The 26,994-nt window shown below is 66.0% G+C and carries 25 protein-coding genes and 2 tRNA genes; 11 read left to right on the top strand and 16 right to left on the bottom strand.

The features are described 5' to 3' along the window. Positions 1 to 28: 28 nt before the first annotated feature. Positions 29 to 1,897: a dihydroxy-acid dehydratase gene (gene ilvD, locus AC6CHY_RS00370; protein WP_217387546.1), complete on the bottom strand. Its 1,869-nt coding sequence runs from the start codon at positions 1,895 to 1,897 to the stop codon at positions 29 to 31. Positions 1,898 to 1,974: 77 nt separating this feature from the next. Between ilvD and AC6CHY_RS00375 the strand changes: the two genes are divergently transcribed. The 3 genes from AC6CHY_RS00375 to AC6CHY_RS00385 all read left to right on the top strand — a co-directional run bounded on the left by AC6CHY_RS00375 (position 1,975) and on the right by AC6CHY_RS00385 (position 4,832). After that, on the top strand, positions 1,975 to 2,817 hold the full coding sequence (locus AC6CHY_RS00375; RefSeq protein ID WP_498225068.1) for a helix-turn-helix transcriptional regulator: 843 nt from the start codon (positions 1,975 to 1,977) through the stop codon (positions 2,815 to 2,817). Between the two features lie 94 nt (positions 2,818 to 2,911). Then, positions 2,912 to 4,312, top strand: a complete 1,401-nt coding sequence (locus AC6CHY_RS00380; protein WP_498225069.1) for a DUF1731 domain-containing protein — start codon at positions 2,912 to 2,914, stop codon at positions 4,310 to 4,312. A gap of 7 nt (positions 4,313 to 4,319) precedes the next feature. Then, positions 4,320 to 4,832: a methylated-DNA--[protein]-cysteine S-methyltransferase gene (locus AC6CHY_RS00385; protein ID WP_498225070.1), complete on the top strand. Its 513-nt coding sequence runs from the start codon at positions 4,320 to 4,322 to the stop codon at positions 4,830 to 4,832. Positions 4,833 to 4,852: 20 nt separating this feature from the next. Here the strand turns inward: AC6CHY_RS00385 and AC6CHY_RS00390 are convergent, their stop codons facing one another. Next, entirely contained in the window at positions 4,853 to 5,629 is a 777-nt protein-coding gene (locus AC6CHY_RS00390) for a DeoR/GlpR family DNA-binding transcription regulator (protein WP_217387542.1), read from the bottom strand. A gap of 265 nt (positions 5,630 to 5,894) precedes the next feature. Between AC6CHY_RS00390 and galT the strand changes: the two genes are divergently transcribed. Together galT and galK are read left to right on the top strand one after the other, a co-directional pair. Further along, positions 5,895 to 7,031 carry a galactose-1-phosphate uridylyltransferase gene (galT, locus tag AC6CHY_RS00395; RefSeq protein WP_498225071.1) on the top strand — a complete coding sequence of 379 codons (1,137 nt, stop codon included), beginning with the start codon at positions 5,895 to 5,897 and terminating at the stop codon, positions 7,029 to 7,031. 11 nt (positions 7,032 to 7,042) lie between these two features. Next, complete coding sequence (galK, locus tag AC6CHY_RS00400) at positions 7,043 to 8,188, top strand: galactokinase (protein WP_498225072.1); 1,146 nt, start codon at positions 7,043 to 7,045, stop codon at positions 8,186 to 8,188. A 34-nt stretch (positions 8,189 to 8,222) separates the two neighbouring features. On the opposite strand, the gene AC6CHY_RS00405 is transcribed toward galK, so the two are convergent. Beyond that, entirely contained in the window at positions 8,223 to 9,293 is a 1,071-nt protein-coding gene (locus AC6CHY_RS00405) for an SH3 domain-containing protein (RefSeq protein WP_498225073.1), read from the bottom strand. A gap of 427 nt (positions 9,294 to 9,720) precedes the next feature. Between AC6CHY_RS00405 and AC6CHY_RS00410 the strand changes: the two genes are divergently transcribed. Further along, on the top strand, positions 9,721 to 10,137 hold the full coding sequence (locus AC6CHY_RS00410; protein WP_498225074.1) for a hypothetical protein: 417 nt from the start codon (positions 9,721 to 9,723) through the stop codon (positions 10,135 to 10,137). Between the two features lie 62 nt (positions 10,138 to 10,199). Here AC6CHY_RS00410 and AC6CHY_RS00415 read toward each other — a convergent pair. Then, positions 10,200 to 10,272 (bottom strand) — tRNA-Ala (locus tag AC6CHY_RS00415). 432 nt (positions 10,273 to 10,704) lie between these two features. Here AC6CHY_RS00415 and AC6CHY_RS00420 point away from each other — a divergent pair. Further along, positions 10,705 to 11,319 carry a TetR/AcrR family transcriptional regulator gene (locus AC6CHY_RS00420; protein WP_217387537.1) on the top strand — a complete coding sequence of 205 codons (615 nt, stop codon included), beginning with the start codon at positions 10,705 to 10,707 and terminating at the stop codon, positions 11,317 to 11,319. A 19-nt stretch (positions 11,320 to 11,338) separates the two neighbouring features. Here the strand turns inward: AC6CHY_RS00420 and AC6CHY_RS00425 are convergent, their stop codons facing one another. Together AC6CHY_RS00425 and AC6CHY_RS00430 are read right to left on the bottom strand one after the other, a co-directional pair. Next, the gene (locus AC6CHY_RS00425) at positions 11,339 to 12,568 is read right to left on the bottom strand and encodes an MFS transporter (protein ID WP_472857759.1); all 1,230 of its coding nucleotides are present in this window, start codon (positions 12,566 to 12,568) and stop codon (positions 11,339 to 11,341) included. Between the two features lie 211 nt (positions 12,569 to 12,779). Next, positions 12,780 to 14,033, bottom strand: coding sequence for an NAD(P)/FAD-dependent oxidoreductase (locus AC6CHY_RS00430; protein ID WP_498225075.1), 1,254 nt, complete (start codon positions 14,031 to 14,033; stop codon positions 12,780 to 12,782). 497 nt (positions 14,034 to 14,530) lie between these two features. On the opposite strand from AC6CHY_RS00430, the gene AC6CHY_RS00435 reads away from it, so the two are divergent. After that, entirely contained in the window at positions 14,531 to 15,268 is a 738-nt protein-coding gene (locus AC6CHY_RS00435) for an endonuclease/exonuclease/phosphatase family protein (protein WP_498225344.1), read from the top strand. A gap of 21 nt (positions 15,269 to 15,289) precedes the next feature. On the opposite strand, the gene AC6CHY_RS00440 is transcribed toward AC6CHY_RS00435, so the two are convergent. After that, positions 15,290 to 15,961 carry an alpha-ketoglutarate-dependent dioxygenase AlkB family protein gene (locus AC6CHY_RS00440; protein WP_498225076.1) on the bottom strand — a complete coding sequence of 224 codons (672 nt, stop codon included), beginning with the start codon at positions 15,959 to 15,961 and terminating at the stop codon, positions 15,290 to 15,292. Between the two features lie 96 nt (positions 15,962 to 16,057). Then, positions 16,058 to 17,206, bottom strand: a complete 1,149-nt coding sequence (locus AC6CHY_RS00445; protein ID WP_498225077.1) for a N(5)-(carboxyethyl)ornithine synthase — start codon at positions 17,204 to 17,206, stop codon at positions 16,058 to 16,060. A 424-nt stretch (positions 17,207 to 17,630) separates the two neighbouring features. On the opposite strand from AC6CHY_RS00445, the gene AC6CHY_RS00450 reads away from it, so the two are divergent. Continuing rightward, positions 17,631 to 18,797, top strand: coding sequence for a DUF4232 domain-containing protein (locus AC6CHY_RS00450; protein ID WP_498225078.1), 1,167 nt, complete (start codon positions 17,631 to 17,633; stop codon positions 18,795 to 18,797). A 21-nt stretch (positions 18,798 to 18,818) separates the two neighbouring features. Here AC6CHY_RS00450 and AC6CHY_RS00455 read toward each other — a convergent pair. Beyond that, positions 18,819 to 18,891: transfer RNA gene (locus AC6CHY_RS00455), tRNA-Ala, on the bottom strand. Positions 18,892 to 18,970: 79 nt separating this feature from the next. After that, a complete protein-coding gene (locus AC6CHY_RS00460) occupies positions 18,971 to 19,189 on the bottom strand; it encodes a helix-turn-helix domain-containing protein (RefSeq protein WP_498225079.1) in 219 nt (72 codons plus the stop codon). A gap of 393 nt (positions 19,190 to 19,582) precedes the next feature. Between AC6CHY_RS00460 and AC6CHY_RS00465 the strand changes: the two genes are divergently transcribed. Next, positions 19,583 to 20,059 (top strand): Lrp/AsnC family transcriptional regulator, encoded by a 477-nt coding sequence (locus tag AC6CHY_RS00465; RefSeq protein ID WP_217387531.1) that lies wholly within the window; start codon positions 19,583 to 19,585, stop codon positions 20,057 to 20,059. A gap of 103 nt (positions 20,060 to 20,162) precedes the next feature. Continuing rightward, complete coding sequence (locus AC6CHY_RS00470; protein ID WP_498225080.1) at positions 20,163 to 20,558, top strand: RidA family protein; 396 nt, start codon at positions 20,163 to 20,165, stop codon at positions 20,556 to 20,558. Positions 20,559 to 20,595: 37 nt separating this feature from the next. Here the strand turns inward: AC6CHY_RS00470 and AC6CHY_RS00475 are convergent, their stop codons facing one another. From AC6CHY_RS00475 to AC6CHY_RS00500, 6 genes are all read right to left on the bottom strand, one after another. Beyond that, positions 20,596 to 21,732 carry an acyl-CoA dehydrogenase family protein gene (locus AC6CHY_RS00475; RefSeq protein WP_498225081.1) on the bottom strand — a complete coding sequence of 379 codons (1,137 nt, stop codon included), beginning with the start codon at positions 21,730 to 21,732 and terminating at the stop codon, positions 20,596 to 20,598. A gap of 71 nt (positions 21,733 to 21,803) precedes the next feature. Further along, complete coding sequence (locus tag AC6CHY_RS00480) at positions 21,804 to 22,736, bottom strand: cytochrome b/b6 domain-containing protein (RefSeq protein WP_498225082.1); 933 nt, start codon at positions 22,734 to 22,736, stop codon at positions 21,804 to 21,806. Positions 22,737 to 22,781: 45 nt separating this feature from the next. Further along, positions 22,782 to 23,750 (bottom strand): electron transfer flavoprotein subunit alpha/FixB family protein, encoded by a 969-nt coding sequence (locus AC6CHY_RS00485; RefSeq protein ID WP_498225083.1) that lies wholly within the window; start codon positions 23,748 to 23,750, stop codon positions 22,782 to 22,784. Between the two features lie 14 nt (positions 23,751 to 23,764). Further along, a complete protein-coding gene (locus tag AC6CHY_RS00490; RefSeq protein WP_498225084.1) occupies positions 23,765 to 24,529 on the bottom strand; it encodes an electron transfer flavoprotein subunit beta/FixA family protein in 765 nt (254 codons plus the stop codon). Between the two features lie 219 nt (positions 24,530 to 24,748). Further along, positions 24,749 to 25,279: an isopentenyl-diphosphate Delta-isomerase gene (gene idi, locus AC6CHY_RS00495; RefSeq protein WP_217387525.1), complete on the bottom strand. Its 531-nt coding sequence runs from the start codon at positions 25,277 to 25,279 to the stop codon at positions 24,749 to 24,751. Between the two features lie 186 nt (positions 25,280 to 25,465). After that, positions 25,466 to 26,992, bottom strand: coding sequence for an APC family permease (locus AC6CHY_RS00500; RefSeq protein ID WP_498225085.1), 1,527 nt, complete (start codon positions 26,990 to 26,992; stop codon positions 25,466 to 25,468). Positions 26,993 to 26,994 lie beyond the last annotated feature (2 nt).

The following is a 26,994-nucleotide window of genomic DNA, read 5'->3' on the forward strand; positions in this document are numbered from 1 at the left end:
CAAGGGGGCCTCGGGCCGCGCCGACCTTCTAGGACAGGACTGCCTGCTGCTGCACGATCTGCGGCACGTGGCGCACCGCGCCCTTGTCCGCCGACTGCGCGAAGGCCGCGTAGGCCCGCAGCGCCGGGGAGACCACGCGGTCGCGGTCCCGCGGCTGGTAGCCGATGGTGGATTCCAGCACCGCGCGGCGCCGGGCCAGCTCGTCCTCGGTGACCTCCAGGGTGATGGAGCGGGCCGGGATGTCGATGGAGATGGTGTCGCCGTTCTCCACCAGCGCGATCGCGCCGCCCGCGGCGGCCTCGGGCGAAACGTGCCCGATCGAGAGTCCCGAGGTGCCGCCGGAGAAGCGCCCGTCGGTGATCAGCGCGCACTTGGCGCCGAGGCCCAGGCCCTTGAGGAACGAGGTGGGGTAGAGCATTTCCTGCATGCCCGGTCCCCCGCGCGGACCCTCGTAGCGGATCACCACGACATCGCCGGCGACCACGGTCTTGCTCAGGATCGCGGTGACGGCATCGTCCTGGGATTCGAAGACCACCGCGGGGCCGGTGAACTTGAAGATCGACTCGTCCACGCCGGCGGTCTTCACCACGCACCCGTCCAGCGAGATGTTCCCGCGCAGCACGGCCAGGCCGCCCTCGACGGAGTGGGCGTGCTCCATCGAGTGGATGCAGCCGTTCTTGGCGTCCAGGTCAAGGGTGTCCCAGCGCTCGGACTGGGAGAAGGCCTCGGCGGAGCGCACGCAGCCGGGGGCCGCGTGGAAGAGCTCGGTGGCGGTCTCGGTGGCCTTGCCTCCGCGGATGTCCCAGTCGTCGAGCCAGGAGCGCAGGTCGGTGCTGTGCACGGAGCGGACGTTGTGGTTCAGCCGCCCGCCGCGGTCCAGCTCGCCCAGGATGGCGGGGATGCCGCCGGCGCGGTGGACGTCCTCCACCAGGTATTCGCCGTTGGGAGCGACCTTGGTCAGGCAGGGGGTGCGGCGGGAGATCTCGTCGATGTCATCGAGGGTGAAGTCCAGCTCCGCCTCCTGCGCAGCGGCCAGCAGGTGCAGGATCGTGTTGGAGGACCCGCCCATGGCGATGTCCATGGTCATGGCGTTCTCGAACGCCTCGCGGCCGGCGATGGCGCGCGGCAGCACCGACTCGTCGCCGTCGAAGTAGTAGGCCTTCGTGATCTCCACGATGGCGCGGCCGGCGTCCTCGTACAGGTCCTTGCGGGCGGTGTGCGTGGCCAGCGTGGTGCCGTTGCCCGGCAGCGCCAGGCCCAGGGCCTCGGTGAGGCAGTTCATCGAGTTGGCGGTGAACATCCCCGAGCAGGAACCGCAGGTGGGGCACGCGGCCTCCTCGATGCTCAGCAGGTCCTCGTCGGAGACCGAGTCGTTCACGGCGTCCGCGATGGCGGAGATCAGGTTCAGGCGCTTGCGCACGGTGCCGTCGACCAGCACCGCGGTGCCGCCCTCCATGGGCCCGCCGGAAACAAACACGACGGGGATGTTCAGGCGCATCGCGGCCATCATCATGCCGGGGGTGATCTTGTCGCAGTTGGAGATGCAGATCAGCGCGTCGGCGCAGTGCGCGTTGACCATGTATTCGACGGAGTCGGCGATGAGGTCGCGCGAGGGCAGCGAGTAGAGCATGCCGCCGTGGCCCATGGCGATCCCGTCGTCCACGGCGATGGTGTTGAACTCGCGCGGGATTCCGCCGGCCTCGATGATCGCGTCGGAGACGATGCGCCCCACCGGCTGCAGGTGGGTGTGGCCGGGGACGAATTCGGTGAAGCTGTTGGCGACGGCAATGATCGGCTTGCCGAAGTCGGAGCCCTTGACTCCGGCGGCGCGGAGCAGGGCGCGGGCGCCGACCATGTTGCGGCCGTGGGTGACTGTTCGTGAACGTAATTCAGGCATTGGACCAGTCAACCAGCAACCCGGGCGGGGAGGAAGACGGTGCCAATACTAGTAGTGGCAGTGATAGATTTATGACAATGAGCGATGAACGCAGACGGGAATTGGGGCAGTTCCTGCGCGATCGGCGCGGCAACCTGGTCCGCGCGGAACTTGGGCTGCCGCCGATCGGACGCAACCGAACGCTGGGACTGCGCCGGGAGGAGATCGCGGCCTTCGCCGCGGTGAGCATCACCTGGTACACCTGGCTTGAGCAGGGCAGGGACATCAACGCCTCCCGGCAGGTGCTTGAATCTATCGCCCGCGTGCTCGGCCTGACCACGGCGGAGAAGTCCTACCTGCTGGCCATGGGCGGCTACACCCCCGTGCCGGCGACCGAGGTCACCCGCATCGAACAGGCTCCGGACCACCTGCAGCGCCTGCTCGACACCTTCGACTTCCCGGCCTTCGCCGTCGCCCCCGACTGGGGCATCGCGGGCTGGAACCGCGCCTACGCGGGCCTCTACGCGCGGATCGCGGACGTCGACCCGGCCGAGCGGAACCTGCTCTGGCTGATCTTCACCGACCCCCACCTGCGCCAGATGCTGCCCGACTGGGAAGAGACCTCGCGGCACTTCGTGGCCGAGTTCCGCGCCGAGGCCGGCGCCCGGCTGGGCTCCGCCGCCCACACGACGCTCCTGCAGCGGCTGGGCGAGGCCAGCGGGCAATTCGCCAAGCTCTGGGCGGACCGCGGCGTGGAGCGGTTCGCCTCCCGGCAGCGCGTCTTCCTGCACCCGCTCGCCGGCGAACTGGTCTTTGAGCAGCACCGGCTCGTGCCCTCGGATGCCCCGGAGCTTCACCTGGTGATGTACGCGCCGGTGGCCGACACCCCGACCCGGGAACGGATGCGCAAGCTGATGGCCGGGGCGCCGCCGGGCGCATAGCTTCCCGCCCCGCCCGGGCGCAGCACCCCGGTGGCCACGTGGCGTGCGTGGCGGGACAATGGGCCGCACTGCGCGGGGTGGCTAAGCTGGGACCATGGCATGGCAGCGCACGCAAACCCATTTCCTCGCTCTTCCCCCCGCGACCGTGTGGGAGGTGTTGCGCGATCCGGCCCGGGCTCCCGAGTGGCACGGTTCCATCGCACGCCTGCGCCCCCACGCGGTGCCCGCGCGAGCAGGGACCTTGCTGGACCTGCTGCCCGCCGGGAACATCATGGGCAGGATCCACGGTGCCACCGCGCCTCCCGCCGTGCTCACAGAAGTCGAGGAAGGCACCGCCATTGGCTGGCGCCAGCCCCAGCCCGGCGGCCACCTGGAGGTTCGCTGGTCGCTGCGCGAGGTGGCGGGCGGAACCGAGCTCACCCAACGGGTGTCTGTCGCCGGATCCGCATCCGCGGTTTTCGCGCGCTTCGGCGGCCGGCCGATCGCCGAGAACTTCGCCGAAAATTGCGCCCGGTTCTATGCGCTGGCGGGCGGCGGCGTCACCCGGCAGTTGCGCGTCGTGATTGCCGGGGGCCACGGGTTCGTGGGCTCCCGGGCAGCGGCGGACCTGGTGTGCCGCGGGCACGAGGTCGTGGTCCTCACCCGGGGCATTCGCGCCGGCAGCCCGTTCACCCAGGTCCTGTGGGACGGGAAGAACCAGGGCCCCTGGTCCACGACCCTGTACCGCGCCGGGCGCGAGACCGCGGTGCTGAACCTGGCCGGGGAATTGGTGGACCTGCCTCCCACCGCGGCCAACATCGCCCGCCTGCGCAGTTCCCGCGTCGATTCCACACGCGCGCTGGTGGATGCCTCCCGTGCCGCGCCCGCCCCGCTGGCGGCATTTCTGCAGGCCAGCACCACCGCGATTTTCGCCGACGCCGGGGAACACCGGATCACCGAGGATTCCGCGCTGCCAACCGGCCCCGCGGCACTGCCCCAGATGACGGGCGTGGCCAAGCCGTGGGAAGAGGCCGCCGCGGGCGCCAACACCGAACGACTGAACATCCTGCGCACCTCACTGGTCTTCGAACAGGAAAGCCCCCTGGTTGACCGGCTGTCGCTGCTGGCCGGCGTCGGCCTGGGCGGCCCTGTGGCCGGCGGGGAACAGTGGGTCAGCTGGATCCACCTCGCAGACTGGCTGCGCATCATCCGCGCGGCCCTGGGCCTGGAGGGGGAATTGTCCCTCCCCGGCGGCGTGATCCACCTGGCGGCACCGCACCCGGTGCGCAACCGGGAGATGATGGCGGCATTGCGGGAGAAGATCGCACCGGGTCCCCTGCGCAGATTTTCCTTGCCGACACCCAGGCCCGTGCTGGCCGCCGGTGCCGTGGTGCTGCACACCGACCCGGCGCTGGGCACCTCCGGCCGGCACGTGACCTCCAAGGTGCTGGCGGAGGCCGGGTTCGAGTTCGAGTTCCCCGACTTCGAGGACGCATTGGGGCGGATCCTTGGCTAGCGGGCGCGTGTTGCGCCATGCAGTGATGGACTCCCCCGTCGGCCAGCTGCGAATCGTGGCCTCAGGGCACGGGATCGCCGGGATCTACATGGAAAACCACGCCCACCCGCTGGCCCCCGAGGTCCTGGGAGAGCTTCTGGCCGCGGTGGAGGACGACCCGTTCATTGCCCAATGCGCCGCCGAGCTTGCCGAGTACTTTGCCGGGACCAGGACGTCATTTGGCGTGCCGTGCGACGCGCTGGGAACCGCGTTCCAGCAGCGGGTGTGGGCCCAACTGGCCCGGATCCCCTTTGGTGAATCCCGCAGCTACGGCCAGCTGGCCCTGGAGCTGGGAGACGAAAAGCTGACCCGGGCCGTGGGCACCGCCAACGGGCGCAACCCGATTGCGATCGTGGTTCCGTGCCACCGGGTCATCGGCGCGGACGGCGCCCTGACCGGCTACGCCGGGGGGCTGGGAGCCAAGGAATTCCTGCTGCGCCACGAGGGCATCCGGCCAGAAGCCGAGGCAACCCTCTTCTAAGGAGGACCCGCAGGCCCGGCTCAGGCGAGGATCAGCGTGTCCAGGGACTGGCGCAGGATCTCCTGGGCCTCGGCATCCAGCCGGGGTCCGGTGATCAGCGCATCGACCTGGGAGAGCGGGACGATCTGGCACAGCCCCGTCACGCCCCACTTGGTGTGGTCGGCCACGATGACCTGCCGTGCCGCAGCCTTGATGAAGGCCTGGTTGGTTTGCGCCTCGAGCATGTTCGGCGTGGTGAACCCGTCCTCGACGGTCATGCCGTGAACGCCCAGAAAGAGCAGGTCCACGTGCAGCTGGCCCAGGGCAGAGAGTGCCAGCGGTCCCACCAGGGCATCGGAAACTGTCCTGGTCCCGCCGGTCAGGATGATGTTTTGGGTCGGGTTCGCCGCTGCGTGGAAGACCTCGGCGATCCGCGGCGAGTTGGTCACCACGGTCAGGTCCTTGATGCCGGTGCATTGGGCGGCCAGCGCAAAGGTGGTGGTGCCGGAGTTCAGCGCAATGGACATGCCGGGCTTGATGAGGCCGGCAGCGGCGCGGGCAATGGCCTGTTTTTCCCCTGACTCCAGCGACAACTTGTGCGTGAATCCCGGCTCGTTGCTCGTCGGGGCGGCATCCAGCGTGGCACCTCCGTGCACCTTGACCAGCGCGCCGCGGGCGGCCAGGGCATTGAGGTCGCGGCGCACCGTCATTTCCGAGACGCCCAGCTCCGATGCCAGGGAGGTGACGCGAACCTGCTCGCGTTCGCGCAGGGCATCAAGGATGCGCTGCTGCCGGGCACCGGCCAGCATCTCTGTCATGGCGATCCGTTCGTTCGGGCGTCTGTTCGCCCTCCATGGTAGCGAAAAACGAACACAATTCGGGGAGATTTGTTCGAAGTTGCGCGAAATATGTCCCGTCGACCTTCCGCGGGCCTCCCTGGCGACCGACGGTTGAGTTGAAGGCTGACCAGCACGGATCGCCAACGGCGGAACGCTCGGGCCTTTCGCCCGACGCCACTCTCCGATAGAATGTGATCGAATTTGTTTGAATTTGACTCTTTTCGCACATCACCCAGGAGACGCCGTGGAACAGAAGACAAGTCCTGCGAGCCCCGTACGCGCCGAGCTTGCCGACGGACGTGAGCTCCTCTACTTCTTCGACGGCGGCCACGCTCCCGCCGACTTCCTGGCCCCCCTGGACACCCGTGAGCTGCCGGACCGCCCGGCGACATCGCAGCTGCGCTACGACGCCCTGAGCGGTGAATGGATTTCCTTTGCCGCACACCGCCAAACCCGCACTCACCTGCCCGCGGCGAGCCAATGCCCGCTGTGTCCCACGCGCCCGGAAATGGCCAGTGAAATCCCGGCCGGCTCCTACGACGTCGTGGTCTTTGAAAACCGCTTCCCGTCCTTCGGGCCCGAACAGCATGCAGTGGACGCCCCGGTCGAGCTCGGCGCGGCGCGCCCCTCCCACGGCCGCTGCGAGGTCATCTCCTTCGGCCCCGGGCACACCGATTCGCTGGCTTCGCTCGGAGCCCAGCGCATCCGCACCGTGATCGAGGCATGGGCCCACCGCACGCGGGAGCTGGGCCGGCTCGAGGGTGTCGCGCAGGTCTTCCCCTTTGAAAACCGCGGTGCCGACATCGGCGTGACCCTGCACCATCCGCACGGGCAGCTCTACGCCTACCCCTACGTCACCCCGCGCACCGAAAACCACCTGGCGCGGGCTGCCGCACACCGAACACGCACGGGGCGCAACCTCATGGCCGACGTCCTGGACTTCGAGGTCGCCGACGGGCGTCGCGTCCTTGAACGCGGCACCCATTTCACCACTTTCGTCCCCTATGCCTCCCGTATGCCGGTCGAGATCCATCTGGTGCCGCACCGCCAGGTTGCCGACCTCGGAGAGCTCACCGTGGCCGAACGCGACGAACTCGCATCGATGTACCACCGACTGCTCTCCGCCGTGGATGCGCTCTACCCCACACCCACGCCCTACATCGCCGGCTGGTTCCAGGCACCGAGGCACCACGAGCACCGGGCCGAGGCGTGGCTGCACCTGCAGTTGACCTCCCCGCGGCGGGCCGAAAACAAGCTCAAGTACCTGGCCGGGTCCGAGGCCGCCATGGGGGCCTTCATCGGGGACGTCACCCCCGAAGCCACCGCCGAGTCCCTGCGCGCGGCCGCCGCCCGCCTCGAATCCCACGCCCCGGCCCTGTGAAGGACCGCGCAATGACCACCTTGGCCGACGCATTCACCACCCTTTACGGAAACGCCCCCGAGGCCTGCTTCGCCGCGCCGGGACGGGTGAACCTCATTGGCGAGCACACCGACTACAACGAGGGGTTCGTGTTGCCCTTCGCCATCGACAAGGTGGCGGGCATCGGGCTGAGGATCCGTCCCAGGGAGTCCGGGCGGCTGCTGCGCATCGCCTCGACCCGCGGCGGACAGATGGTCGAGGCCCAGGCCAACGGGTTGGTTCCCTCGATGGTGGCCCCCTGGGCCCGCTACGTCGCCGGGGTCTTCTGGGCGATGGAACAGCGCGGCTTCGCGCTGCCCGGCGCCGACATCCTGCTGGATTCGACGGTGCCGGTCGGTGCCGGCCTCTCATCCTCGGCCGCCATCGAATGCGCCATGGCGTTGGGCCTGAACGAACACCTGGGATTGGGCCTGTCGCGCGAGGAACTCGTGCTGATCTGCCAGCTGGCGGAAAACGAGTTCGTCGGGGCGCCCACCGGCATCCTTGACCAGTCGGCGTCGCTGCTGAGCACCCCCGACCATGCCCTGTTCCTGGACTGTCGCACCCGGGATGCCCGCCAGGTCGATCTGCCGCTGGCGGCCAGCGGCCTCCAGGTCTTGGTCATTAACACCAGGGTCAGCCATTCACACGATTCGGGCGGCTACCGGGAACTGGTGCTCGCCTGCACGCGGGGTGCCCGGGAACTGGGCGTCGCCGCCCTGCGCGATGTGGGGACCGAGCGCCTGGACGAGGCCAGGGAAACGCTGGCACCGGAGATCTACCGCAGGGTCAAGCACATCGTCACCGAGAACCAGCGGGTGCTGGACACCGTCGAACTGCTCGAGAGCCGCGGACCTGCCGCCATCGGCGGGCTCCTGCTGGCCAGCCACGCCTCGATGCGTGACGACTTCGGAATCTCCTGCGTCGAATTGGACCTGGCCGTTGACACGTCCATGGCCGCGGGCGCCATCGGCGCACGCATGACCGGCGGCGGATTCGGCGGATCCGCGATCGCGCTGATCGAGGCATCGCATGCGGAGGGCGTTTCGGCAGCGGTGCGGCGCGCCTTTGCCGAGGCCGGATACATCACCCCGGAAATCTTCTCCGTGGTCCCCGGCCCCGGGGCACGGCGCCTGTGATGCCGCACCCCGCATCCGGCTCCGGGCGCCCGCTCTAGCAAGGCAGCGAGGAGGGCAGCAGGACCGGGGTTCTGGCCACCGCCCCGGCTCCGTCGGACCCGTGGTAGGCGCGGCAGACCCCGACGCCGCGGTTGGCCAGGTTGGCCTTGATCTGCCGGAGCGAGTCCGGCGCAAAGCCCTGCCACTGCATGTGCATCAGGACGGTGTCCCCCGGCCTGGCCGCCGATGCGCGGGCCACCGTGATGGACTTGGACTTCGTGCTCCAGTCCAGGGTGTCCCGCGACCAGGTCCAGATCGCCATGCCGACCCGGTCGTAGGCGCACCGCACACTCGCATCAATGGCGCCATAGGGCGGGCGTCCGAAGTTGGTGTGCACCCCGGAGCCGCCAAGTTCGGCGGCGGCGGCCGAGCAGCTCAGCGGACGCAGGTCGGGATGGCTCACCGAATGGTTGATGACCCATTGCCCCTTGGCGCGGGCCAGCGAAGCCAGATCCACGCCATAACGTGACCGGAAGGATGAGAGGCAATTGCCCGTGGGGGCGAGCACCAGGCCCATGTTGTGGTCCGCGGCGTACTTGATCGTGGAGGTGAAGGAGCTGAGCGTGCGCGGACAGTCGTCAAAGGTCAATACCACCCGCGAGGTGCGGTTTGGGCCCGTGGACTGCGGTGCCGAGGGTGCCGATGTACCGGTACTGGTGGTGACGTAGGCGTTGCTGACCCATCCGGTGAGTCCCGCATAGCCGACTTTGTACCAGCCATTGGCTGCGCGGGCCAACACCTTCACGGTGGTGCCCTGCGGAATGGTCGCCAGGATCCTGTAGGCGGTGCTTGGGCCCGTGCGCAGGTTGAGGTTGGCGGTTGTTCTCACCGTGGCAGGCAGCGTGCTCGGTGTCGATGAACTCACGATGCTCACGTAGCTGTTGCTGACCCAGCCGATGTATCCGGCGTAGCTGACCTTGTACCAACCGGTGGACGCCTGGGCCAATACGTTGACCGTGGTCCCCTGCGGGATGGTCACCAGGATCCGATACGCCGTGCTCGGCCCCGTCCGCAGGTTCAGGTTCGCGGTGGTCTTGACCTTGGACGGCAACGCGGTAGCCACCATCACCGAAGTCGAAGCTGCGCCCTGTACCTGAATCACGCCCGGGGATCCGGGCGCATGAGGCGCTCCGGTTTCCGCTATCGACGCCGCTGAAATGACCAGTCCTGCTGCAACGAAAATTCCGCAGGCGCCCCAAGCAAGATTGCTTTGTCCCCAATGCCACAGCATCTCTATTCACCCTCAATTTGCTTCCCCAAGAAGACTCTTGCGGCAAGTATGCGGCCAGCGGGCCGCCCGCGCAATCGATGTGCCAATTCGTTCCCAAATCGTGCAGAACGCCGCGTCTGCACCGACGAACGGTTACGGCTTGGCCATGCGTGCAGGCAATGGTTTCCCAGCCATTTCACGGCTTTTGGGCCTAGCGTGAAGTCGGATGGTCCGCGGGCATTCGACCCGGAGCATGCATTTGTCGCAGGGATGAGGGATTCACATGGATCGCGTTGCAATCGTCTATTACCAGCGTGATGCACTGGCCAGGCAGCGGGCCGCCGAACTGGCGGAAAAACTGCACACCCACGAGCTGCGCAGCGAAATTCTCGAGGTCGCCAGCTCCTCTGCCCACGAGCTGGTGTACTTTGACGCAACGGTCCTGGTCGGTCCGCTGCGCTTTTCCCGCATGCATGGGCTGGCGTTGGCCAATGCCGTCTTCGGATTCCGGCCCGTTGCACTGCTTCTGACCGGAACCGGCGACACCGACCGCATTCTTCGCCAGCTGCCCAGGCGCATGCGCGGCGAGGTCCCGGTCTTTACCGTCGGGGATGATGGCCGTCCGCACACCGGGATCGATCCCCTGGTGACGTGGCTCCGGGCCATGATTGGCTACTCCGGATACCGGGCGGTCGGCTGAGCCGCCCGACTCGGACAACGCAAAAAGTCCCAGACGCAATGTCTGGGACCTTTTGTATTTCGTGGAGGTAAGGGGATTCGAACCCCTGACCTTCTGCATGCCATGCAGACGCGCTACCAACTGCGCCATACCCCCGAAAAGGATTGGTTTCAGGCTTTCCCGAAGGGCTGCCGAACCGAGATAATAATCTACAGCACGATGGCACCCCAACGCCAATCGATCGCGGGCCGCTGGCATTTCTCACGGCCGAAATCCCATCCGGGAACGTACCCGAAGGGCTAAAACGCGCGGAAAAATCACCCGCCCGCCATCGTAACATGACGTCAATCACAGCCCGCCGCGCAGTGCCTGGAGCCGCGGATATGCCGACATCTCGGTGAGGCGAGGGCGGCGGGGCGATGCCTGCCGCGTCGTCCTGTGCCTCCGGAACGAGGACGATTTCCGGGTGCCCCACCCCGAGTGCCGGGGAATGGATTTCGCCGAGTCTTTACAGGTCAGGCCCCGCACCAAATACCGACGCATGACAGGTTAGTAAGAAATGGCCCAGAATCTCGCTACTCTAGCAACATGGCAATACGTGGATCATACGCAAAGGGCATCGCTAAGCGCGCCGAGATTCTAGACGTCGCACTGGAGGTGTTCGCCGTCGAGGGTTACCGGGGAACATCGCTGCGCAAGGTCGCAAGCCTTTGCGACCTGTCCCTGGCCGGGGTGATGCACTACTTCGAATCCAAGGAAGACCTTCTCGTACAGATCCTGCGCGAGCGCGACGCCCGCAACGAGATCGACGGCACCATCGAGGAGCAGGAGGGGCGCCTGGCCGATGTCCTGGGGCAGGGGCACAGCGAGCCCGGCCTGATTGCACTCTTTGTCACCATGGCCGCCGCCGCCGCGGACCCGGAGCATCCCGCCGCTGCATACTTCCAGGAGCGAAATGCCCGGCTGATGCAGATTTCCGAGGAGTCCTACTACCGCGACAAGCCGCGGCCCTCGGAAGAAGAGCTCGAGTACTTCCGTGCGATGACCCGGATGGTCCTGGCGACGGCGGACGGGCTGCAGCAGCAGTGGCTGGTGGATCGATCCCTCGATGTCGTTGGCACCATGAAGCTGCTGATGGAACAGACCCACGAAGCGATGGATCGCAAGCTGGCGTCCATCCGGGCCACGCCGGGCAACGCATAGCCCGGCAACTACTGCGAGGCTACTTCCCTGCCGCCGCAAGTCGCTTGGCACGCCAGCCCGTGGCCAGGGCCAGCAGCAGGCCGACCAAGGCGAGGCCGGCGCCCAGGAACGAGGGTGCCCGATACCCCAAGCCGGCGGTGATCACGGCGGCACCCAGCCCGGCACCCAGGGCGTTTGCCACGTTCAGTGCAGAGTGGTTCAGCGACGCGGCCAGGGATTGGGCGTGCGGCGCGGAGTCCATGAGCAGCGCCTGGAGGGCGGGCACCAGAAGCGACCCGGTGCCACCGAGGATGAAGACCAGGATGAGAGCGGGGACCGCGTGGGTGGAGACCAGGCCGAACAAGGTCATGAAGACGACCATGGCGGTGGTCGCAACGTAAATGGCACCGAGGACCGACCAGTCGGCCAGGCGCCCGCCGATCAATGAACCGACGACCATGCCGATTCCATAAAGTCCCAACACCAGCGGCACGGCCGAGATCGGCAGCCCCGTGACGTCGGTCAGGATTGGGCTGATGTAGGAATACACGGCGAAGAACCCGCCAAAGCCGACAATGCCGGTCAGCATGGCCATCCAGACCTGTCCGCTGCGCAGGGCCGAGAGTTCCCTGCGGATGCTTGCGCCGGCGTGAGCAGGCGAAAACGGCACAAACACGCGGATGGCAACCCAGGTCAACGCACCCACTATCCCGACCACCGCGAACATCCAGCGCCAGCCAAGGCTCTGGCCCAGGAAGGTCACCAGTGGTACGCCAATGACGTTGGCGACTGCGAGGCCCAGCATCACCCACGCGATGGCACGGCCGCGCATCGATGCCGGCACCAGGGTGCCCGCCAGGATGGCTGCGATGCCGAAGTACGCTCCGTGCGGGAGACCGGCCAGGAACCGGGAGACGAGCATCCACTCATAGTTCGCGGCAAAGAGCGAACTGAGGTTGGCAAGCGTGAAGAACGCCATGAGCCACAGGACCATGGTCTTGCGGGCGACCTTGGCACCCAACGCGGTCAGGATCGGGGCGCCGACGACCACGCCAAGCGCGTAGGCGGAGATCAGCAGGCCCATCCGGGCATTGCTGACGCCCAGGTCCGCGGCACCTTCCTGGAGCAGTCCCATGATGGAGAATTCCGTGGTGCCAATCCCGAACCCGCCCATGGCAAGTGCCACCACCGCCAGGAACAGTGCCCTTCCGGATAGTTGGGTGCTGTGGGCCTGCTTGCTGTTGCCCAGGACAGTTGCGTCGGAATTCACGGGTACCTTTTCAATGGTTCAGCGGTGGGTAGGCGGCAGGGTGAAGTGCATCTGGCCTCGTCGCCGCCACCTCAAGCCTACGTGGCCACCGGTGTTGGCAGGAACGATCGTGAGCACGCCCACGGCCCCGACCGTCACTACGAATCCGGCACTGGCCATGCGGAGCGGGCCGGCTTCGTGAATGCCGGACCCGGCACGCCCTCGCATGGCGCTACAGCGCCGTCAATTCGTTGTCAGTGTCCTGCAGCGTGGAGACAGGGATGTTCTTGCCGATCATGCTGCGCAGGTGGTCGTTGACGTCCCAGATGTTCACGTTCATGGCTGCGGTGATCACGCCATGGCGCAGCCAGAAGATGATGAACTCCCCCGCGGACATGTCGCCGCGCACGACCACTTCGTCGTCTGCAGCCCGGTCACCCACGTATTCCATGCCCAAATCAAATTGGTCGGTAAAGAAGTATGGCAACCAGTCGTAGGATTCGTCGCGTCCCAGGATGGTGGCCGCGGCGAGCTTGCCCTGTCGGATGGCGTTGTCCCAGTGCTCGACGCGCATGGCCCGGCCCAAGGTGGTGTTGTATGCCTCTGCGATGTCGCCGATGGCCAGGATATTCGGGTCGCTGCTGCGCAGGTGTTCATCGACAACGACGCCGGTGCCGATTTCAAGTCCGGCGGCTTCGGCCAGTTCGTTGTTGGGCACCGCACCGATGGCCAGCAAGACGAAATCCGCGGGGACGTCCCCGGTTGGCGTCTGCACCACCAACCCCTTCCGGGGGTCCGAGCCGATCCCGCTGACTGCGGTCCCGAAGCGGCACTTGACTCCGTTGGCAACGTGCAGCTGCGCTACGTGGGCACCGAATTCGGAGCCCATGGCAGTCGCGAGTGGGACCCCGTCGGGGGTGACAACGGTGACTTCCACTCCGGCCGCGCGCGCCGAGGCGGCGACCTCCATGCCAATCCACCCTGCGCCGATGATGACCAGGTTCTTGCCGGAAACCAATTGCTCCTTGAGCTTCCTGGAGTCCTCCAGCGACCTCAACGTGTAGACGCCGGGCAGGTCCCACCCGTCCATGTTTGCGTTGCGACCGCCCAGCCGTGAACGGCAACCGGTGGCGATGACGAGGTTTTCGTAGCCCACGGTTGCCGAGCCGCGCAGCGTGACCTGCTTGGCGGCGACGTCGATGGATTCGGCCGTTGTGCCCAAGCGCAGGTCGATACCGGCGTCGGCATACCAGCCGGCGGGGAAGGGTTCGAGTTCCTGCGCGGGCTTGTTGCCCTGGAGGAATTCCTTGGACAACGGGGGCCGCTCATAGGGGACTTCGTTCTCGGAGGCGATGAGCGTAATGGGCTTGGCGTAGCCGCCCTCACGCAGTGCGTGGACGCAGTGGGCCGCGGCAAGTCCGCCGCCAATCACCACGGTCCCCAAATCGTCTTGCGTTGCCGGTTCCTTCGTCGCCGATTCGCTCATGGTGTTCGTTTCCCGTCAGAATGGTGCCACCGAACAATCCGGCCAGGTCCGGAGAGTCCTTGTAGCGGTTAATATTCCTAGTTTTAGAATCTCACCTTGCACCGCCAGAGTCGAGGGAAGATCGGCAGCCGCCCACCGGCACGCGCCGGCCGCTTCCAAACCCTTCCGGGTTGCACACTGGCAATCCATGGCGGAATCACAGCCGCGGTTCATGTGCCGCTCAGGACAGTGTGCGACCCTAGGTAGCGATGTCTGTATATTCTGCCCGGTCTCACGCTGCGAAAAATCCGCCGCGCCGGCGAGCGCGCGCCCACCGCTTCCTGCGTTTCCTGGTGCTTATCGGGTCTCTGGCCGGTGCCCTTCTGATGGCATTCCACTCAAGGGTTCCCGATGCCCTGGGTCTTGGCTTGCTCCTGGACAATGCCGCGCCGTGGCTGGGTTTGGTGGTTCCGGCGCTGCTCCTGCTGGCCTTGGCGTCGCGGAGCCGAACCTCCTTGGTGGTGCTGCTGGTCCCGACGTTGACGTGGCTTTTCATCTTCGGCCCGGCCATTGTCCCGTTGTCTTGGTCGGCGCCCCAACCCAGTGCCCACACGATGGTGCTCAGCAGCCAGAACATCAAGGCGGGTACCGGGGCCGCCGCGCAATCGGCGCTTGAGCTGGCCGCCGGCGGAAGCGACGTCATTGCCCTGCAGGAACTCGACGCCGGCAGCGCCCAGCGCGTCACCGCCGCCCTGGAGGAGCGTTATCCCCATCATTTCGTGGTGGGCACGGTGGGGGTTTGGAGCAAGTATCCACTCACGAATTCCCAGCCGCTCGAGCTCGGACTCGGCTGGAAGCGTGCCCTGTCCACGGACGTCGACACAGACTCCGGACGTGTCCGGCTTTATGTCATCCATGCTGCCTCGGCCCGTCCGAACGACCACGTCGATCGTGACGAAATGCTGACACAGTTGGCAGCCGCGGTGCGAACCGATCCCCATGAAAACATGGTTGCCGTGGGTGACTTCAATGCAACCAGCACCGACCGCGCCTTCAAGAAGATCTCAACGATCCTTGAAGAACCCAACCAGGATGACGGCTTACTTGGCTTCACCTGGCCGCGGTCACCTTTTACCATGATGCGCCTTGACCATGTTTTGGTGCGCGGCCTGGAGGTCACCTCGAACACCAATGTCGAAGCCGGGATCAGCGACCATTTCGCCGTTCGGGCAGAGTTGAACCTTCCCGGAAAATAGGCAGGATGTGGACGGGCCCGCTCAGTCGGCCAGGCCCGTAACACGCATGGTGATGTTGATTCGTCCCGTTTCGAGCCCGCAATCGGCGGGTGCCGTTCCGGGCAGGACCTTGGTGACCCCGTGGAAGGCAAGACGAGCAGGTCCCCCGAACACGAACAGATCCCCCGAGGCCAGCAGGATGTCCTCGTAGGGCTTGTTGCGGTTCTGCGTATTGCCGAACCGGAATTGGCAGGTGTCCCCGATGGAGATCGAGACCACCGGGGCGACCGACCGTTCGTCGCGGTCTTGGTGCATGCCCATCCTGGATTCCGCCCCGTAGTAGTTCACCAGGGCCGTGTCCGGGGTGTAGCTTTCGGCGGCTGCCGCGTCCTGGGTGGCGGCGAAGATTGCCTTGCGGCCAAGCCGCACCATCCACTCGGGGAAGTCCATGACCCGGTTGCCGTTGACATCGATGGCCTCGCGCGAATAGGCGTAGGGACGCCAGTGCCACCCCAGGCAGACGGTCTGGACCGACATTTCGTGGCCGCCAATCGTCGCCGCACGTGGTGGCACCGGGCCCCGTCCCCATTCTCGGAACCGCGCAACCAACCAGCGTTGTTCCTCCAGGTCCAGCCAGTCGGGAACCCAATGGGCACCGGGCGCAAGCTCCCGTCTGCGCCGGCCCAGAAAGCTCTCGGAGAAGAGGGTACCCATGTCATCGCCTCCCGTTCCCATGGCGGCGGTGCGGGAACTTCCCGCCGCATGGTTACCGCTGCTGCCGCGTTCCCGAACCTGCTCCGGGAATCAGCCCTATGCCATCTTATGCGGGTATTCCGCAGATCTGTTTTGGAACTCCAGGATGGCCGGGTTCTGGATGACGCCGTCACGAATCTCGATGGCCCGGGCAATCGTTTCGTTTTCTTCCCAGGCCGTCGGTCCGTCCATGACCGAATTCAGGAACGGCAACAGGCCTTCGCTTATTTCCCAGCTTGCGGAATTCCACAAATAAGAGGGGCTGTGATCAACCGCGTAGTAGTTGATGTTCCGGCCAACGGTGAACATCGGCTGGGCGAAGGTCGTGGGCTTGGCCCATTCAAAACCCATTCCCTCGTCACACGAAACATCGATGATCAGGCTGCCCGGATAAAACGCCGCAAGGTCCTCGGTCTGCAGATACATCAACGGGGCGTTCGGGTCCTGCAGCGTGCAGTTCACCACGATGTCGCTTTCGGCCAGGAACGGCGCCAGCGGCAATCGTCCCTCGTCAGTGATGACCTCGCTCAGATTCGGTCCGCCGTCGTGGTCGAACTGCACCATCTGGACCGAGTGGATGGGTGAAGCGACCGCGGCGACGGAGCGACCCGTGAGGACACGCACGTCGTGGATCCCGTGGGCGCGCAAGGCCGTGACCGCTCCACGGGCGGTGGCTCCAAACCCAATGACGGTTGCCGATAGCCTGCGCCCATAGTCACCCGTCATGCCGCAGAGCTGTAGGGCGTGGATGACGGACGAGTAGCCTGCCAGCTCATTGTTCTTGTGGAACACATGAAGCCCGAAGCTGCCGTCCGTGCCCCAGTGGTTCATGGCCTCGAAGGCAATCACGTTCAGTTTCTTGTCAATGGCCAGCTGCGTCAGCGCAGTGTCCTGGACACAGTGCGGCCAGCCCCACAGCGTCTGCCCCTCATGCATTTCCATCAGATCCGAGACCTGGGGCTTGGGCAAAAGTACGATGTCACTACCGGCGATTACTTCCTGGCGGGTGGCAAATTTTGAGACGAAGGGCGCAAGCTCTTCATCGTCAATTCCGCAGGCACGCCCATAGCCGGATTCGACCGTGATACGGCTGCGGAAGCGCTCGTCAATACGTTCAAAGTGCGAAGGATGGATCGGCAAACGCCGCTCGTCAACCTTGTTGGAAGTGGCAATGACACCAAGTGTAAGTTCGTTCGTAAAGCCCATGCGTCTTGTTCTCTTCCTAGGTGGAGCAGGCCAAAATGGCCCGCCCCATAGGGCTCACGGTACACGGGATGGCTTCTCCGCAGTCCGAAAAGTCCTTGCACCGGGCCCCTGCGCCTCCGCATCGTTGGGCGTCGTCTCCATCGATGAGGGGGAAATTCCCGCGGCCGACATGGCCGTGAGTGGACTGCCGGGTTCCTGCCGTCGGCGCCCCGCCACGTCCCTATGTGACTCGGCAAGGCGCGTGGCCATGTCCGGCGACATGAAGCCCGTCGGCGCCAGTCGAGGTCGAAGATGATGGGCTCCGCCTGCCCGCACGTCGCACGAGTATCCTTCGGCAGATCGGTAGTTCATTGGTGACAGATCCACACGTGTCAGCGTCGAGGGGGCATCCGAACCGCGAGTCGGCTCGGATAGGCTCCATGGCATGGGACGATACGAAAAAACAACGATCGGCACCGCTTGGATCGTCGCCGGGGCAGGAATTGGCTGGCTGTTCAGCGGCGCGCTGAGCGGCTTGACGCTCGCCCATCAGGTCCGCCTCCCGACCCAATTCACCCGCATGTTGTTTCCCGAGACAATTTCAATGCGAACCTGGCAATCGGCCCAGCCGTGGCCGATCCTGCTTTCCCTCTTTTCAGTCCTGGCAGTGATGGCGTTTACGCTCCTGCTGCTGCGGGGAGCTGGCTTGCGTGCCGGTCGGCAACCTCTCGGATTCCTTGCCACGTGGATGGCCATCGTCCTTGCCGGCTTCGCCACGGCGACCGTGTCCTCCCTTGGCTACGTCGTTGCCTCTTGGCCTCCGGCGCGCCTTGCCTGGTTGCTGGACGGTATCCAGCCCGCTTTGCTGGCGGCCGGTTACTGGGGAATCGTCTGGGGCTGGCTGCCGGCTTTGGCGGGAGCCCTCGCCATGAAATCCGCCAAGCCGCTAGCCGACCCGAAGACCGTGCGGCGACCCGCCGATGCCATGCCGCTGCTGATCGCAGGGCTCCTCGCGGTGATACTGGTCGTCACGATCCCCGCCGCCTACACCTACACCGAAGAAACCCAGGCCCCGCAGGCTGCGCCGCCGCCGCAGGCCACTCCCTCGCCGACACCATACGGCTGGTCGAACCGGTCGGACGCCTTTCAGCCGGCCAAGGACAACTGGTGCCGGGGCGAAGACGTGTCGATCTCTTGGCACGAACCCGAGGGTGCGACGGGGCACCGAGGCATGGGTTTTGACCTGACGAATACCGGGACCGGGCCTTGCGTCGTGGAGTCCTACCCCGACATCGCCTTCAACAACGCCGACGGATGGGCCATAGAGGTGTTGGTGGTCCATGGCGGATCCTTCATGACCGACGACCCCGGGGTCTCGGCCATCACCCTACCGCCCGGCAAGAGCGCACGGGCATATCTGGGCTGGAACGCGATGGCGGCGGCCGGGGATATGCGCACCGGAACCATGCTGGTGGCACCCTATGCGGGATCGTTGCGCCACAGTTCGCCGGTGGACCTGGACATCATTGACGGCGGTGCCGTATCAGTCACCGCATGGGAGCCGGTCCCGGAACCAGCCGGTCCATACAAGAGCACCCGCCCGAAACCCTAAGGTTCCTGCGGGTGCAATGTGTGGAGCATAGCGGAATCGAACCGCTGACCTCTTCGATGCGAACGAAGCGCTCTACCAACTGAGCTAATGCCCCGTTTTGCGGCTTGGAGCCGCAATGTTGTTAGCCTAAACCCGTGGTGGGCCGCACGCAAAATCGGCGAACCACCGAGTATCTAGTCTTCGTCGCCGTCGGCGGCCCCGGCTTCGATGGATTCCCGCGCCACCGTGTATTGGCGCTGGATGTAAGCCTCAAGTTCGCTGCGCTCCACGCGCCAGACGCCGCGTCCACCGATCTTGATTGCCGGCAAGTCCCCGCTGCGCACCAGGGACCGCACCTGCGGCAGGTTTACGTTCAACTCGTCGGCGACATCTTCTAGGCGCATGAACCTCATGCATTGAAGGCTACCCGTTTCCCGATCCGGCGAAACTCTCCGAAGCACTTTTGTGGATAACTGCTACGCGTCACGAGAGCAGCGAAGCGGGGAGGAACGGCGAAAACAAGAGTGGCCCGCGATGACTCCAGATGCTTGGAATCTTTGCGGACCACTCTTAATGTTCGACCTGCGGCCTGGTGGGCCGGCCCGTAGCGCGGCCTGGATCCGGTCCCGCTACGGGGGTCTGCTCGCCGTAGCTTGTGACCTTGGATGAGCTTCTAACAACTACTAAAGCAACAACCGGGCATACCGTGCAACACAGTTGGGAATCACTGATCATTTTGACTAACATGGAGCGGTAGCTACCGAACAACTTGGTCAGTCTGACCGAACCTAGGCGAAGGAGCCGGAATGACGCCGGAATCGTACCAACTGGATGATACGGATAGGCGCATTCTCTTGGCCCTGGACGAGGATCCCCGGGTTCCCACCATGATGCTGGCGCAACGCTTGGGCCTGGCCCGCGGCACCGTCCAGACCCGCATGGAGCGGCTCGCGAACTCCGGTGCCTTGCGCCCGAACTCCAGCCGCGTGAAGCCTGCATCGGTTGGCCGCGGGGTCTCGGCCGTTGTCAGCGCGGAGCTCGACCAGTCACATTTGGAAGAAGCCATCGCGGCGTTGAGTCTCATTCCGGAGGTCCTCGAATGTGTCGCCCCGGCCGGAGACACCGACCTGCTGATTCGCGCCGTCGCCAAGGACCCGGATGACCTGTACCGGGTCAGCGAGGAGATCCGCCTCTGCCCGGGCATCACCCGGACCTCCACGTCGATGATCCTGCGCGACGTGATCCCGTACCGCACCACGGCCCTGCTCAATCACCTGGGCTAAGAGTCCCGCACCCGTGCCCCATGTCCCGGTGCTTGCCCGCCAGATGCCCTAGTCTGTTCTGGGCGGCGACTTGCCACCGGACCACTTCCACTTGAGGAGCACCATGGGCACCACAGGACTTACCAATATCGACATTGCGGGCATCACCACCGAGGCAAGCCCGTTCCCCAGCGCCACCCGCGCCGGCGACTTCGTCTTCGTTTCGGGCATGGTCTCCAAGGACGAAAACAAGGTCCTGGTCGGCGAGGGCGACATCTACGCGCAAACTGTCCAGACCCTCAAGAACCTGCAGACCGTCCTGGCCGGCTTCGATCTGGGGCTCGATGCCGTGGCCACCACCACCGTTTACATCAACGACGCTTCCATGGCCGGCGAATACAACCGCGCCTGGGTCGACACCTTCGGTGGCCACCGCCCCTCGCGTGCAACCATCGTCGCACCACTGCTGGCGCCAGAGCTTCTGGTTGAGGTCCAGGCCACCGCCTGGGCCGGAAACTAGCCGATCCGGCGGTGCCCCGCCACGGGGCAACCCGGCATTAGCGCTCCACGGCCAAGCGGCCGATGACCAGGCGCATGATTTCGTTGCTGCCTTCCAGGATCTGGTGCACCCGCAGGTCACGCACGATCTTCTCGATCCCGTATTCGGAGAGGTAGCCGTAGCCGCCGTGCAGCTGTAATGCCGTGTTGGCGGCGTTGAACCCGGCATCCGTGGCCACGCGCTTGGCCATGGCGCACAGGCGCACGGCGTCCGCCGTCCCCCGTTCCAGGGCGTCGGCGGCACGCCAGATCATGGTCCGCGCCGTTTCCAGTTCGGTCTCCATGTCGGCGATCTCGAAGAGCAGGGCCTGCTGGCCGATGAGCGGCTTTCCGAAGGCCTCGCGTTCCTTCAGGTAGGCAATGGACTTCTCCAGCGCCGCCTGGCCGCCACCGACCGAGCAGGCGCCGATGTTCACGCGGCCGCCGTTCAGGCCCTTCATGGCGATCCCGAACCCTGTCCCCTCCTCCCCCAGGCGGTTGCCCGCGGGAATCCTGACGTTGTCCATGACCACCTGGCGGGTGGGCTGGGCGTTCCAGCCCATCTTCGCCTCCAGCGCCCCGAAGGACAGTCCCGGGGTCCCGTCCGGCACAAGGAAGGCGGTGATGCCGGCGCTGCCGGTGTCAGCGGTCCGGGCCATCACGAGGTAGACGCCCGAGGACCCGGCGCCGGAAATGAATTGCTTGGTCCCGTTGAGCACGTAGGAGTCCCCGTCCAGCACCGCCCGGGTGCTCAGCGCAGCGGCGTCGGATCCGACTCCGGGCTCGGTGAGGCAATAGCTGCCCAGCATCTCCATGGTGCACAGCTGCGGAACCCAGGCCGCGCGCTGCTCGTCGTTGCCGAACTTGTCGATCATCCACACCACCATGTTGTGGATGGAGATGTAGGCGGCGATGGTCGGGTCGGCCTTGGCCAGCTCCTCGAAGATCAGGGCAGCATCCAGCCGGCTCATCCCCGAGCCCCCGAAGTCCTCCCGCACGTAGATCCCGCCCATGCCCAGGGCCCCTGCCTCGGCCAGGACGTCGACGGGGAAATGGTGGTCCCGGTCCCAGGCCGCCGCATGGGGCGCGATTTGTTCGGTGGCGAAGTCGGCCACCATCTCGATGATGGCATTCTGGTCTTCGGTGGGTTCAAACATGCTCGGCTCCTGGGTCTGTGCGGTGGGCGGATGTCGGGTTCACGCAGTAGGGGGCCGGACCGGGGGCTCGGCTACTTGCCGACCTTGCCGGTCAGCGAGGCCAGGGGGCGCAGGAAGACCGGCTGGGCCAGGAACCATACCCCCACGATCACGACGATGGACACCGCGAAGATGATGAGCCCGGCGGGACCGGTCGAATCGTTGGCCGCGTACATGTGGTTCAGGTTGCGCAGCACCCCGGTGGCCAGCACCAGGGCCACGTGCACCACGGTGAAGGCGACAAAGTAGATCATGACCGGGAAGTGCAGCGCCCGGGCGAGTTCCATGGGGTAGGCCTTGTTGAGCGCAACAGCCTTCTTGGGCCAGGCCCCGGACATCCGCAGGCCGGTGATGATCGCCAGCGGGGCCGCGATGAATACGGTCACGAAGTAGGTCAGCACCTGCAGGGCGTTGTAGTTGACCCAACCGTGCTCGGTCGGCCAGTTCAGCGAGAGGTACTGGAGCCCTGCGGACAGGGCGTTGGGGATGATGTCCCAGCTGGTGGGCACGATGCGCGCCCACTGGCCGGTGGCAAAGAGCACGACGACGAAGATGATGCCGTTGAGCACCCACAGGGCGTCGAGGGTGAGGTGGAACCAGAGGTCCAGGCTGATGCGGTTGGGGGCGCCCTTGGTGCGGATCAGGCCCTTGTTGTTGCGCACCCAGTGTGCTGCCGGGCGGGTGACGGTGCGCACCTGCCAGCCGGTGCGCACGATCAGCACCAGGAAGAACACGTTCAGGAAGTGCTGCCAGCCCAGCCAGGCGGGGAATCCGACGGGTGTGCCGGCTGGCAGCTCGGAGTGCCCGGGGTAGGTCGCCATCCAGGTCTTGACGCCCTCAAGGGTGACCATCCAGCGGGCGACGAAGACCGCGATGAGCAGCAGGACGATCAGCGATCCCGCGATGATGCCGGCGCGCACCCACTTGTTGGCGGAGAGTTTCTTGGGGGTGGACCGTGCGGTCATCTTTGGTACCTCGTGCTAGTGGTTGGTTGGTGCATGGGGGGTGGCTCAGGAGCGGGACTTGAGCAGTTCGACCACCTGCGGAACCACCGTGAACACATCCCCCACGATACCCAAGTCGGCGATCTCGAAGATCGGTGCGTCCTCGTCACGGTTGATCGCCACGATGGTCTTGGCCGTTTGCATGCCGGCGCGGTGCTGGATGGCACCGGAGATGCCCAGGGCGAGGTAGAGCTGCGGGGAGACGCTCACGCCGGTTTGCCCGACCTGCGCCCCCTGGGCAATGTATCCGGCGTCGACCGCGGCGCGGGAGGCGCCGACGGCCCCGCCGAGGGCGTCGGCCAGCTGCTCGACCAACTCAAAGTTCTCGGCGGAGCCCAGTCCGCGGCCGCCGGAGACCACGGTGGCGGCCCCGCGCAGTTCGGGCCGGGACGAGGTTTCCGGAACGTCGGCATGGGAGGTGATGCTCGCCGTGCGGGCGGTTCCCGGCTCGAGCTTCACCGCAATGAGCTCGGGGGTGGCGGGCGCGGCCTGCTCGTCGATGGCGCCCGAGCGCAGGGTGATGATCGGCAGGGAGTCGGGCACCGCCGCGTGCACGGTGTAGTTGCCGCCAAAGACCGAGTGCTCGGTGACGATCCCGGAGTCGGACAAGGTGGCGTCAACGACATCCACCAGCACTCCCCCTCCGGTGCGCACGGCCAGGCGCGCCGCCGCTTCCCGGCCATCGACGGATGCAGCGGCAAGCACTGCCGCCGGTGCATGGGCGGCCACGGCGTCGGCAAGCGCGTCGACCAGCGGGGTGAGCAGGGTGGTGTCAGCGTCGGCCATTTCCACGGCGTGGATCTTCGCGGCGCCGAGCTCGCCGAGCCTGGCCACGGTTTCCGGCGGCAGCGCGGTCGCGGAAACAGTGACGGCGACGGGGGTGCCAAGCCGGGCGGCGACTGCCAGCAGGCCGCGCGCCGAGGCGGTGGCGTGTCCGGCGTGGGTCAGTTCAATGAGGGCAAGGATGCTGGGCATGGTGGGAACCTTTGCTAGATCAGGCGCCGGGCGGCGAGGAAGTCGACGAGTTCGGCGGCGGCATTCCCGTCATCGACGATCTTGCGGCCGGCGTTGCGCGGGGGTCGCTGCGCAAGGTCCAGCACGGTGCTGCGCACCTCGGCGGCGATGCCGAGCTCGGAGGCGGAGATCGTTGCCACGGGCTTGCGCTTGGCGCCCATGATGCCCTTGAAGTTGGGGAAGCGCGCCTCCTCGAAGCGTTCGGTGACGGTGAGGATCGCGGGATAGGACGCGACGACCTCCTGGGTGCCGAGCTCGGAGACCCGCACCCCGGTGACGGCGTCGCTTCCGATGTCGGCGGATACCAGTGAACCGAGCAACGGCAGGTCCAGGTGTTCGGCGATCATCGCCGGGATCATTCCGGCGCGGCCGTCGGTGGACTCGTTGCCGGCGATGACCAGGTCTGCCCCGGTCCCGCGCAGCGCCGCTGCCAGAGCCGCGGCGGTGAGGACCGTGTCGGCCCCGGCCAGCGAGTCGTCCAGGATGTGGATGCCGGAATCGGCGCCCATGGACAGTGCCTTGCGGATGGACTTGGAGGCTTCTGCCGGTCCCATGGTGGCGACCACGACCTCGGTGGATTTGTCCCCGTCCTTGACCGTGAGGGCAAGTTCCAGGGCGCGTTCGGTGATTTCGTCAATGACCGGGTCGGCGGCTTCGCGGTCGACCTTCCCGGTGTCGGGAGACAGCCTGCGTTCCTCCGCGGTGTCCGGAACCTGCTTGATCAAAACCACGATCTTCATCCGAGTTCTCCTTGTGATGCTGGGCTTTGCGCTCATTCGCGAGACTACTAGGAAGCATCGAAATTTACTAGGTCTTCCTACTAAATTTTGCCCATGAAACACCCGTGTGGGATCCCGCTTCTGCCATCGTGCAAGGCTGTGCCCACCCCAAGGGCGCCGGGAATGCCGAAGCCTCCCTGCCCGTGAACCGGGCAGGGAGGCTTCGGCCCGCAACCCGTCCTATGGCAGAGGTACGTCCAGCGAGCCCTGGGCGATTTGTTCGAGCAGCCACGGGGAGAAGGCGAAGGGCGTTGCCCTGGCTGCCGCCAACAGGTCAGCGGGGGCAACCCACGCGTATTCGGCAACCTCCTCCGGATTGGGCTCGAGGTCCCCGACTATCCGGGCCGCGAAAACGGGGCAGACCTCGTTTTCCACAATGCCCGAGGCGTCAACTGCCCGGTAGGCAAAGTCAGGGAGCAGCGGTCGGATCCCGCCGATGGCGGTGCCCAGTTCCTGACCGGCACGGCGGACCATTGCATCCTCGAAGGATTCGTCCGCACCGGGGTGCCCGCAAAACGAATTGGTCCACACACCCGGCCAGGTCTTCTTGCCCAGGGCGCGCCGGGTCATCAGGATCCTGCCCTCCGGGTCATAGAGGTAGCAGGAAAACGCCAGGTGCAACGGGGTGTTCGCGGTGTGCACGCTCGCCTTGGGCTCGGTGCCGATGCGGGTGCCGTCGGCCGCCAACAGCACCACAAGTTCCTCGCTCATGACTCTCTTTCATCAAAGAATGGGTTCGGGGCGGGAGACTTCCCTGCCGCCACCCCCAATTCTCCCATGCCGTTGGGGGGGCGGGTGAGGGGATTCCTTGGGGGCTTAATGAAGGCGGCTGCCCGCCCGCGACGTGAAGTCGCGATCCGGCGGGCAGCCGTCTTGCCTGGTCCCGGGGGTCACGGTTCACCTCAGGCGCTTGAGCGTTTCCCCCCTGAAGAATCCGGGGCTGCGCACGCGCATCCAGAACATGATTGCCACGCCCAGCAGCAGCACGCCCACCCCCAGGATGAACACCATGCCCAAGCCGCCGATGTTGGAGCCCGAACCGTAGTCCGGGTCCATCGAGTCGCGCGCGGTGCTCACGAACATCACCAACAGGATCACCCCGCCCAGCAGGGGGGCCAGGAACCTGAAGAAAAAGTTGCGCACCGAGTCGAAGGCCTCGCGGCGGAAGTACCAGACGCAGGCAAGCGCCGTGACGCCGTAGTAGAAGCAGATCATCAGGCCCAGGGCGGTGATGGTGTCCCACAACGCGTTTTCGCTGAGCAGTCGGGTGATGACGTAGAAGCCCGCGGCGGCCGCGCCGGCGGTGATCGTCGCCACCGACGGGGACATGAAGCGCGGAGAGATCCTGCCGAAGGTCTCCGGCAGTGCCTTGTAGTAGCCCATGGCCAGCAAGGTGCGGGCCGGGGACACCAGGGTCGATTGCAGGGAGGCGGCCGAGGAGGAAAGGATGGCCAGGGACATCAGGATCGCAAACGGGCCCATGACGGGTCCGGCCAGGACGGCGAAGATCGATTCCTGGTTCTCCGGGTTGCCGGCGCCGAGCCCGGTCTCGCCGACCCCCGCATAGGCGATCACCGCAAGGGAAATGACCATGTAGATGCCCATGATGACAAGCACCGTGATCGTCGCGGCGCGGCCCGGCACCTTGGCCGGATTCTTGGTCTCCTCGTTCATGGTCAGGGTGACGTCCCAGCCCCAGAAGATGAAGATCGACAGGGAGATGCCCGCGGCGAAGGCGCCGAAGGATTCCACCGCGAGGGGGTTGAACCAGTCCAGCGAGATGGGTGTCGGGTCGAAGGCCGTGCCGTTTTTCACGTGGCCGAAGGCCGCGATTGCGAACCAGGCCAACACGATGAGCTGGAAGGCGACGAGCCAGTACTGGAAGGCCTTGGTGGTCTGCATGCCGCGATAGGAAATCCAGCACGCGGCGGCGATGAACACCAGGGTCGTGGGGATGTTGACCCATAGGTTCGTCGTCAGCTCGGCGATGGCGTCGTTGCCGGTGAGCTGGGCGAGCAGAATGTAGAAGAAGTCGACCGCGACCGCCGCCAGGTTGGAGAGCACGATGATGGTGGCGGCGACCAGGCCCCAGCCACCCATCCAGCCGATCCAGGGCCCGAACGCGCGGGTCGCCCAGGTGAACGAGGTGCCGGAGTCGGGCATGGCGCTGTTGAGCTCGCGGTACCCCAGGGCCACCAGGAGCATGGGCAGGAACCCGGCGATGAAGATCGCCGGGAGCTGGGTGCCCACCTCTGCGACCGTTGGCCCCAGCGCCGCGGTCAACGTGTAGGCGGGGGCAATGGACGAAATCCCGATGACGACGGCGCCGAGCACCCCGACGGTGCCCTTTGACAGTCCCTTGGCGCCCAGGCCCGATGCGGCATCCTGCGCGGGGCGGGTTTCGGTCGTTGTTTCACGACTCATGA

This window comes from Paeniglutamicibacter sp. GQ140 (genome assembly GCF_059759235.1).

Excerpts from the sequence above, each read along its gene's own strand:
- ilvD (WP_217387546.1), bottom strand. The coding sequence starts at position 1,897 with ATGCCTGAATTACGTTCACGAACAGTCACCCACGGCCGCAACATGGTC.
- AC6CHY_RS00375 (WP_498225068.1), top strand. The coding sequence starts at position 1,975 with ATGAGCGATGAACGCAGACGGGAATTGGGGCAGTTCCTGCGCGATCGG.
- AC6CHY_RS00380 (WP_498225069.1), top strand. The coding sequence starts at position 2,912 with ATGGCATGGCAGCGCACGCAAACCCATTTCCTCGCTCTTCCCCCCGCG.
- AC6CHY_RS00390 (WP_217387542.1), bottom strand. The coding sequence starts at position 5,629 with ATGACAGAGATGCTGGCCGGTGCCCGGCAGCAGCGCATCCTTGATGCC.
- galK (WP_498225072.1), top strand. The coding sequence starts at position 7,043 with ATGACCACCTTGGCCGACGCATTCACCACCCTTTACGGAAACGCCCCC.
- AC6CHY_RS00405 (WP_498225073.1), bottom strand. The coding sequence starts at position 9,293 with ATGGTGGCTACCGCGTTGCCGTCCAAGGTCAAGACCACCGCGAACCTG.
- AC6CHY_RS00410 (WP_498225074.1), top strand. The coding sequence starts at position 9,721 with ATGGATCGCGTTGCAATCGTCTATTACCAGCGTGATGCACTGGCCAGG.
- AC6CHY_RS00420 (WP_217387537.1), top strand. The coding sequence starts at position 10,705 with ATGGCAATACGTGGATCATACGCAAAGGGCATCGCTAAGCGCGCCGAG.
- AC6CHY_RS00430 (WP_498225075.1), bottom strand. The coding sequence starts at position 14,033 with ATGAGCGAATCGGCGACGAAGGAACCGGCAACGCAAGACGATTTGGGG.
- AC6CHY_RS00440 (WP_498225076.1), bottom strand. The coding sequence starts at position 15,961 with ATGGGTACCCTCTTCTCCGAGAGCTTTCTGGGCCGGCGCAGACGGGAG.
- AC6CHY_RS00445 (WP_498225077.1), bottom strand. The coding sequence starts at position 17,206 with ATGGGCTTTACGAACGAACTTACACTTGGTGTCATTGCCACTTCCAAC.
- AC6CHY_RS00450 (WP_498225078.1), top strand. The coding sequence starts at position 17,631 with ATGGGACGATACGAAAAAACAACGATCGGCACCGCTTGGATCGTCGCC.
- AC6CHY_RS00460 (WP_498225079.1), bottom strand. The coding sequence starts at position 19,189 with ATGAGGTTCATGCGCCTAGAAGATGTCGCCGACGAGTTGAACGTAAAC.
- AC6CHY_RS00465 (WP_217387531.1), top strand. The coding sequence starts at position 19,583 with ATGACGCCGGAATCGTACCAACTGGATGATACGGATAGGCGCATTCTC.
- AC6CHY_RS00470 (WP_498225080.1), top strand. The coding sequence starts at position 20,163 with ATGGGCACCACAGGACTTACCAATATCGACATTGCGGGCATCACCACC.
- AC6CHY_RS00475 (WP_498225081.1), bottom strand. The coding sequence starts at position 21,732 with ATGTTTGAACCCACCGAAGACCAGAATGCCATCATCGAGATGGTGGCC.
- AC6CHY_RS00480 (WP_498225082.1), bottom strand. The coding sequence starts at position 22,736 with ATGACCGCACGGTCCACCCCCAAGAAACTCTCCGCCAACAAGTGGGTG.
- AC6CHY_RS00485 (WP_498225083.1), bottom strand. The coding sequence starts at position 23,750 with ATGCCCAGCATCCTTGCCCTCATTGAACTGACCCACGCCGGACACGCC.
- AC6CHY_RS00490 (WP_498225084.1), bottom strand. The coding sequence starts at position 24,529 with ATGAAGATCGTGGTTTTGATCAAGCAGGTTCCGGACACCGCGGAGGAA.
- idi (WP_217387525.1), bottom strand. The coding sequence starts at position 25,279 with ATGAGCGAGGAACTTGTGGTGCTGTTGGCGGCCGACGGCACCCGCATC.
- AC6CHY_RS00500 (WP_498225085.1), bottom strand. The coding sequence starts at position 26,992 with ATGAGTCGTGAAACAACGACCGAAACCCGCCCCGCGCAGGATGCCGCA.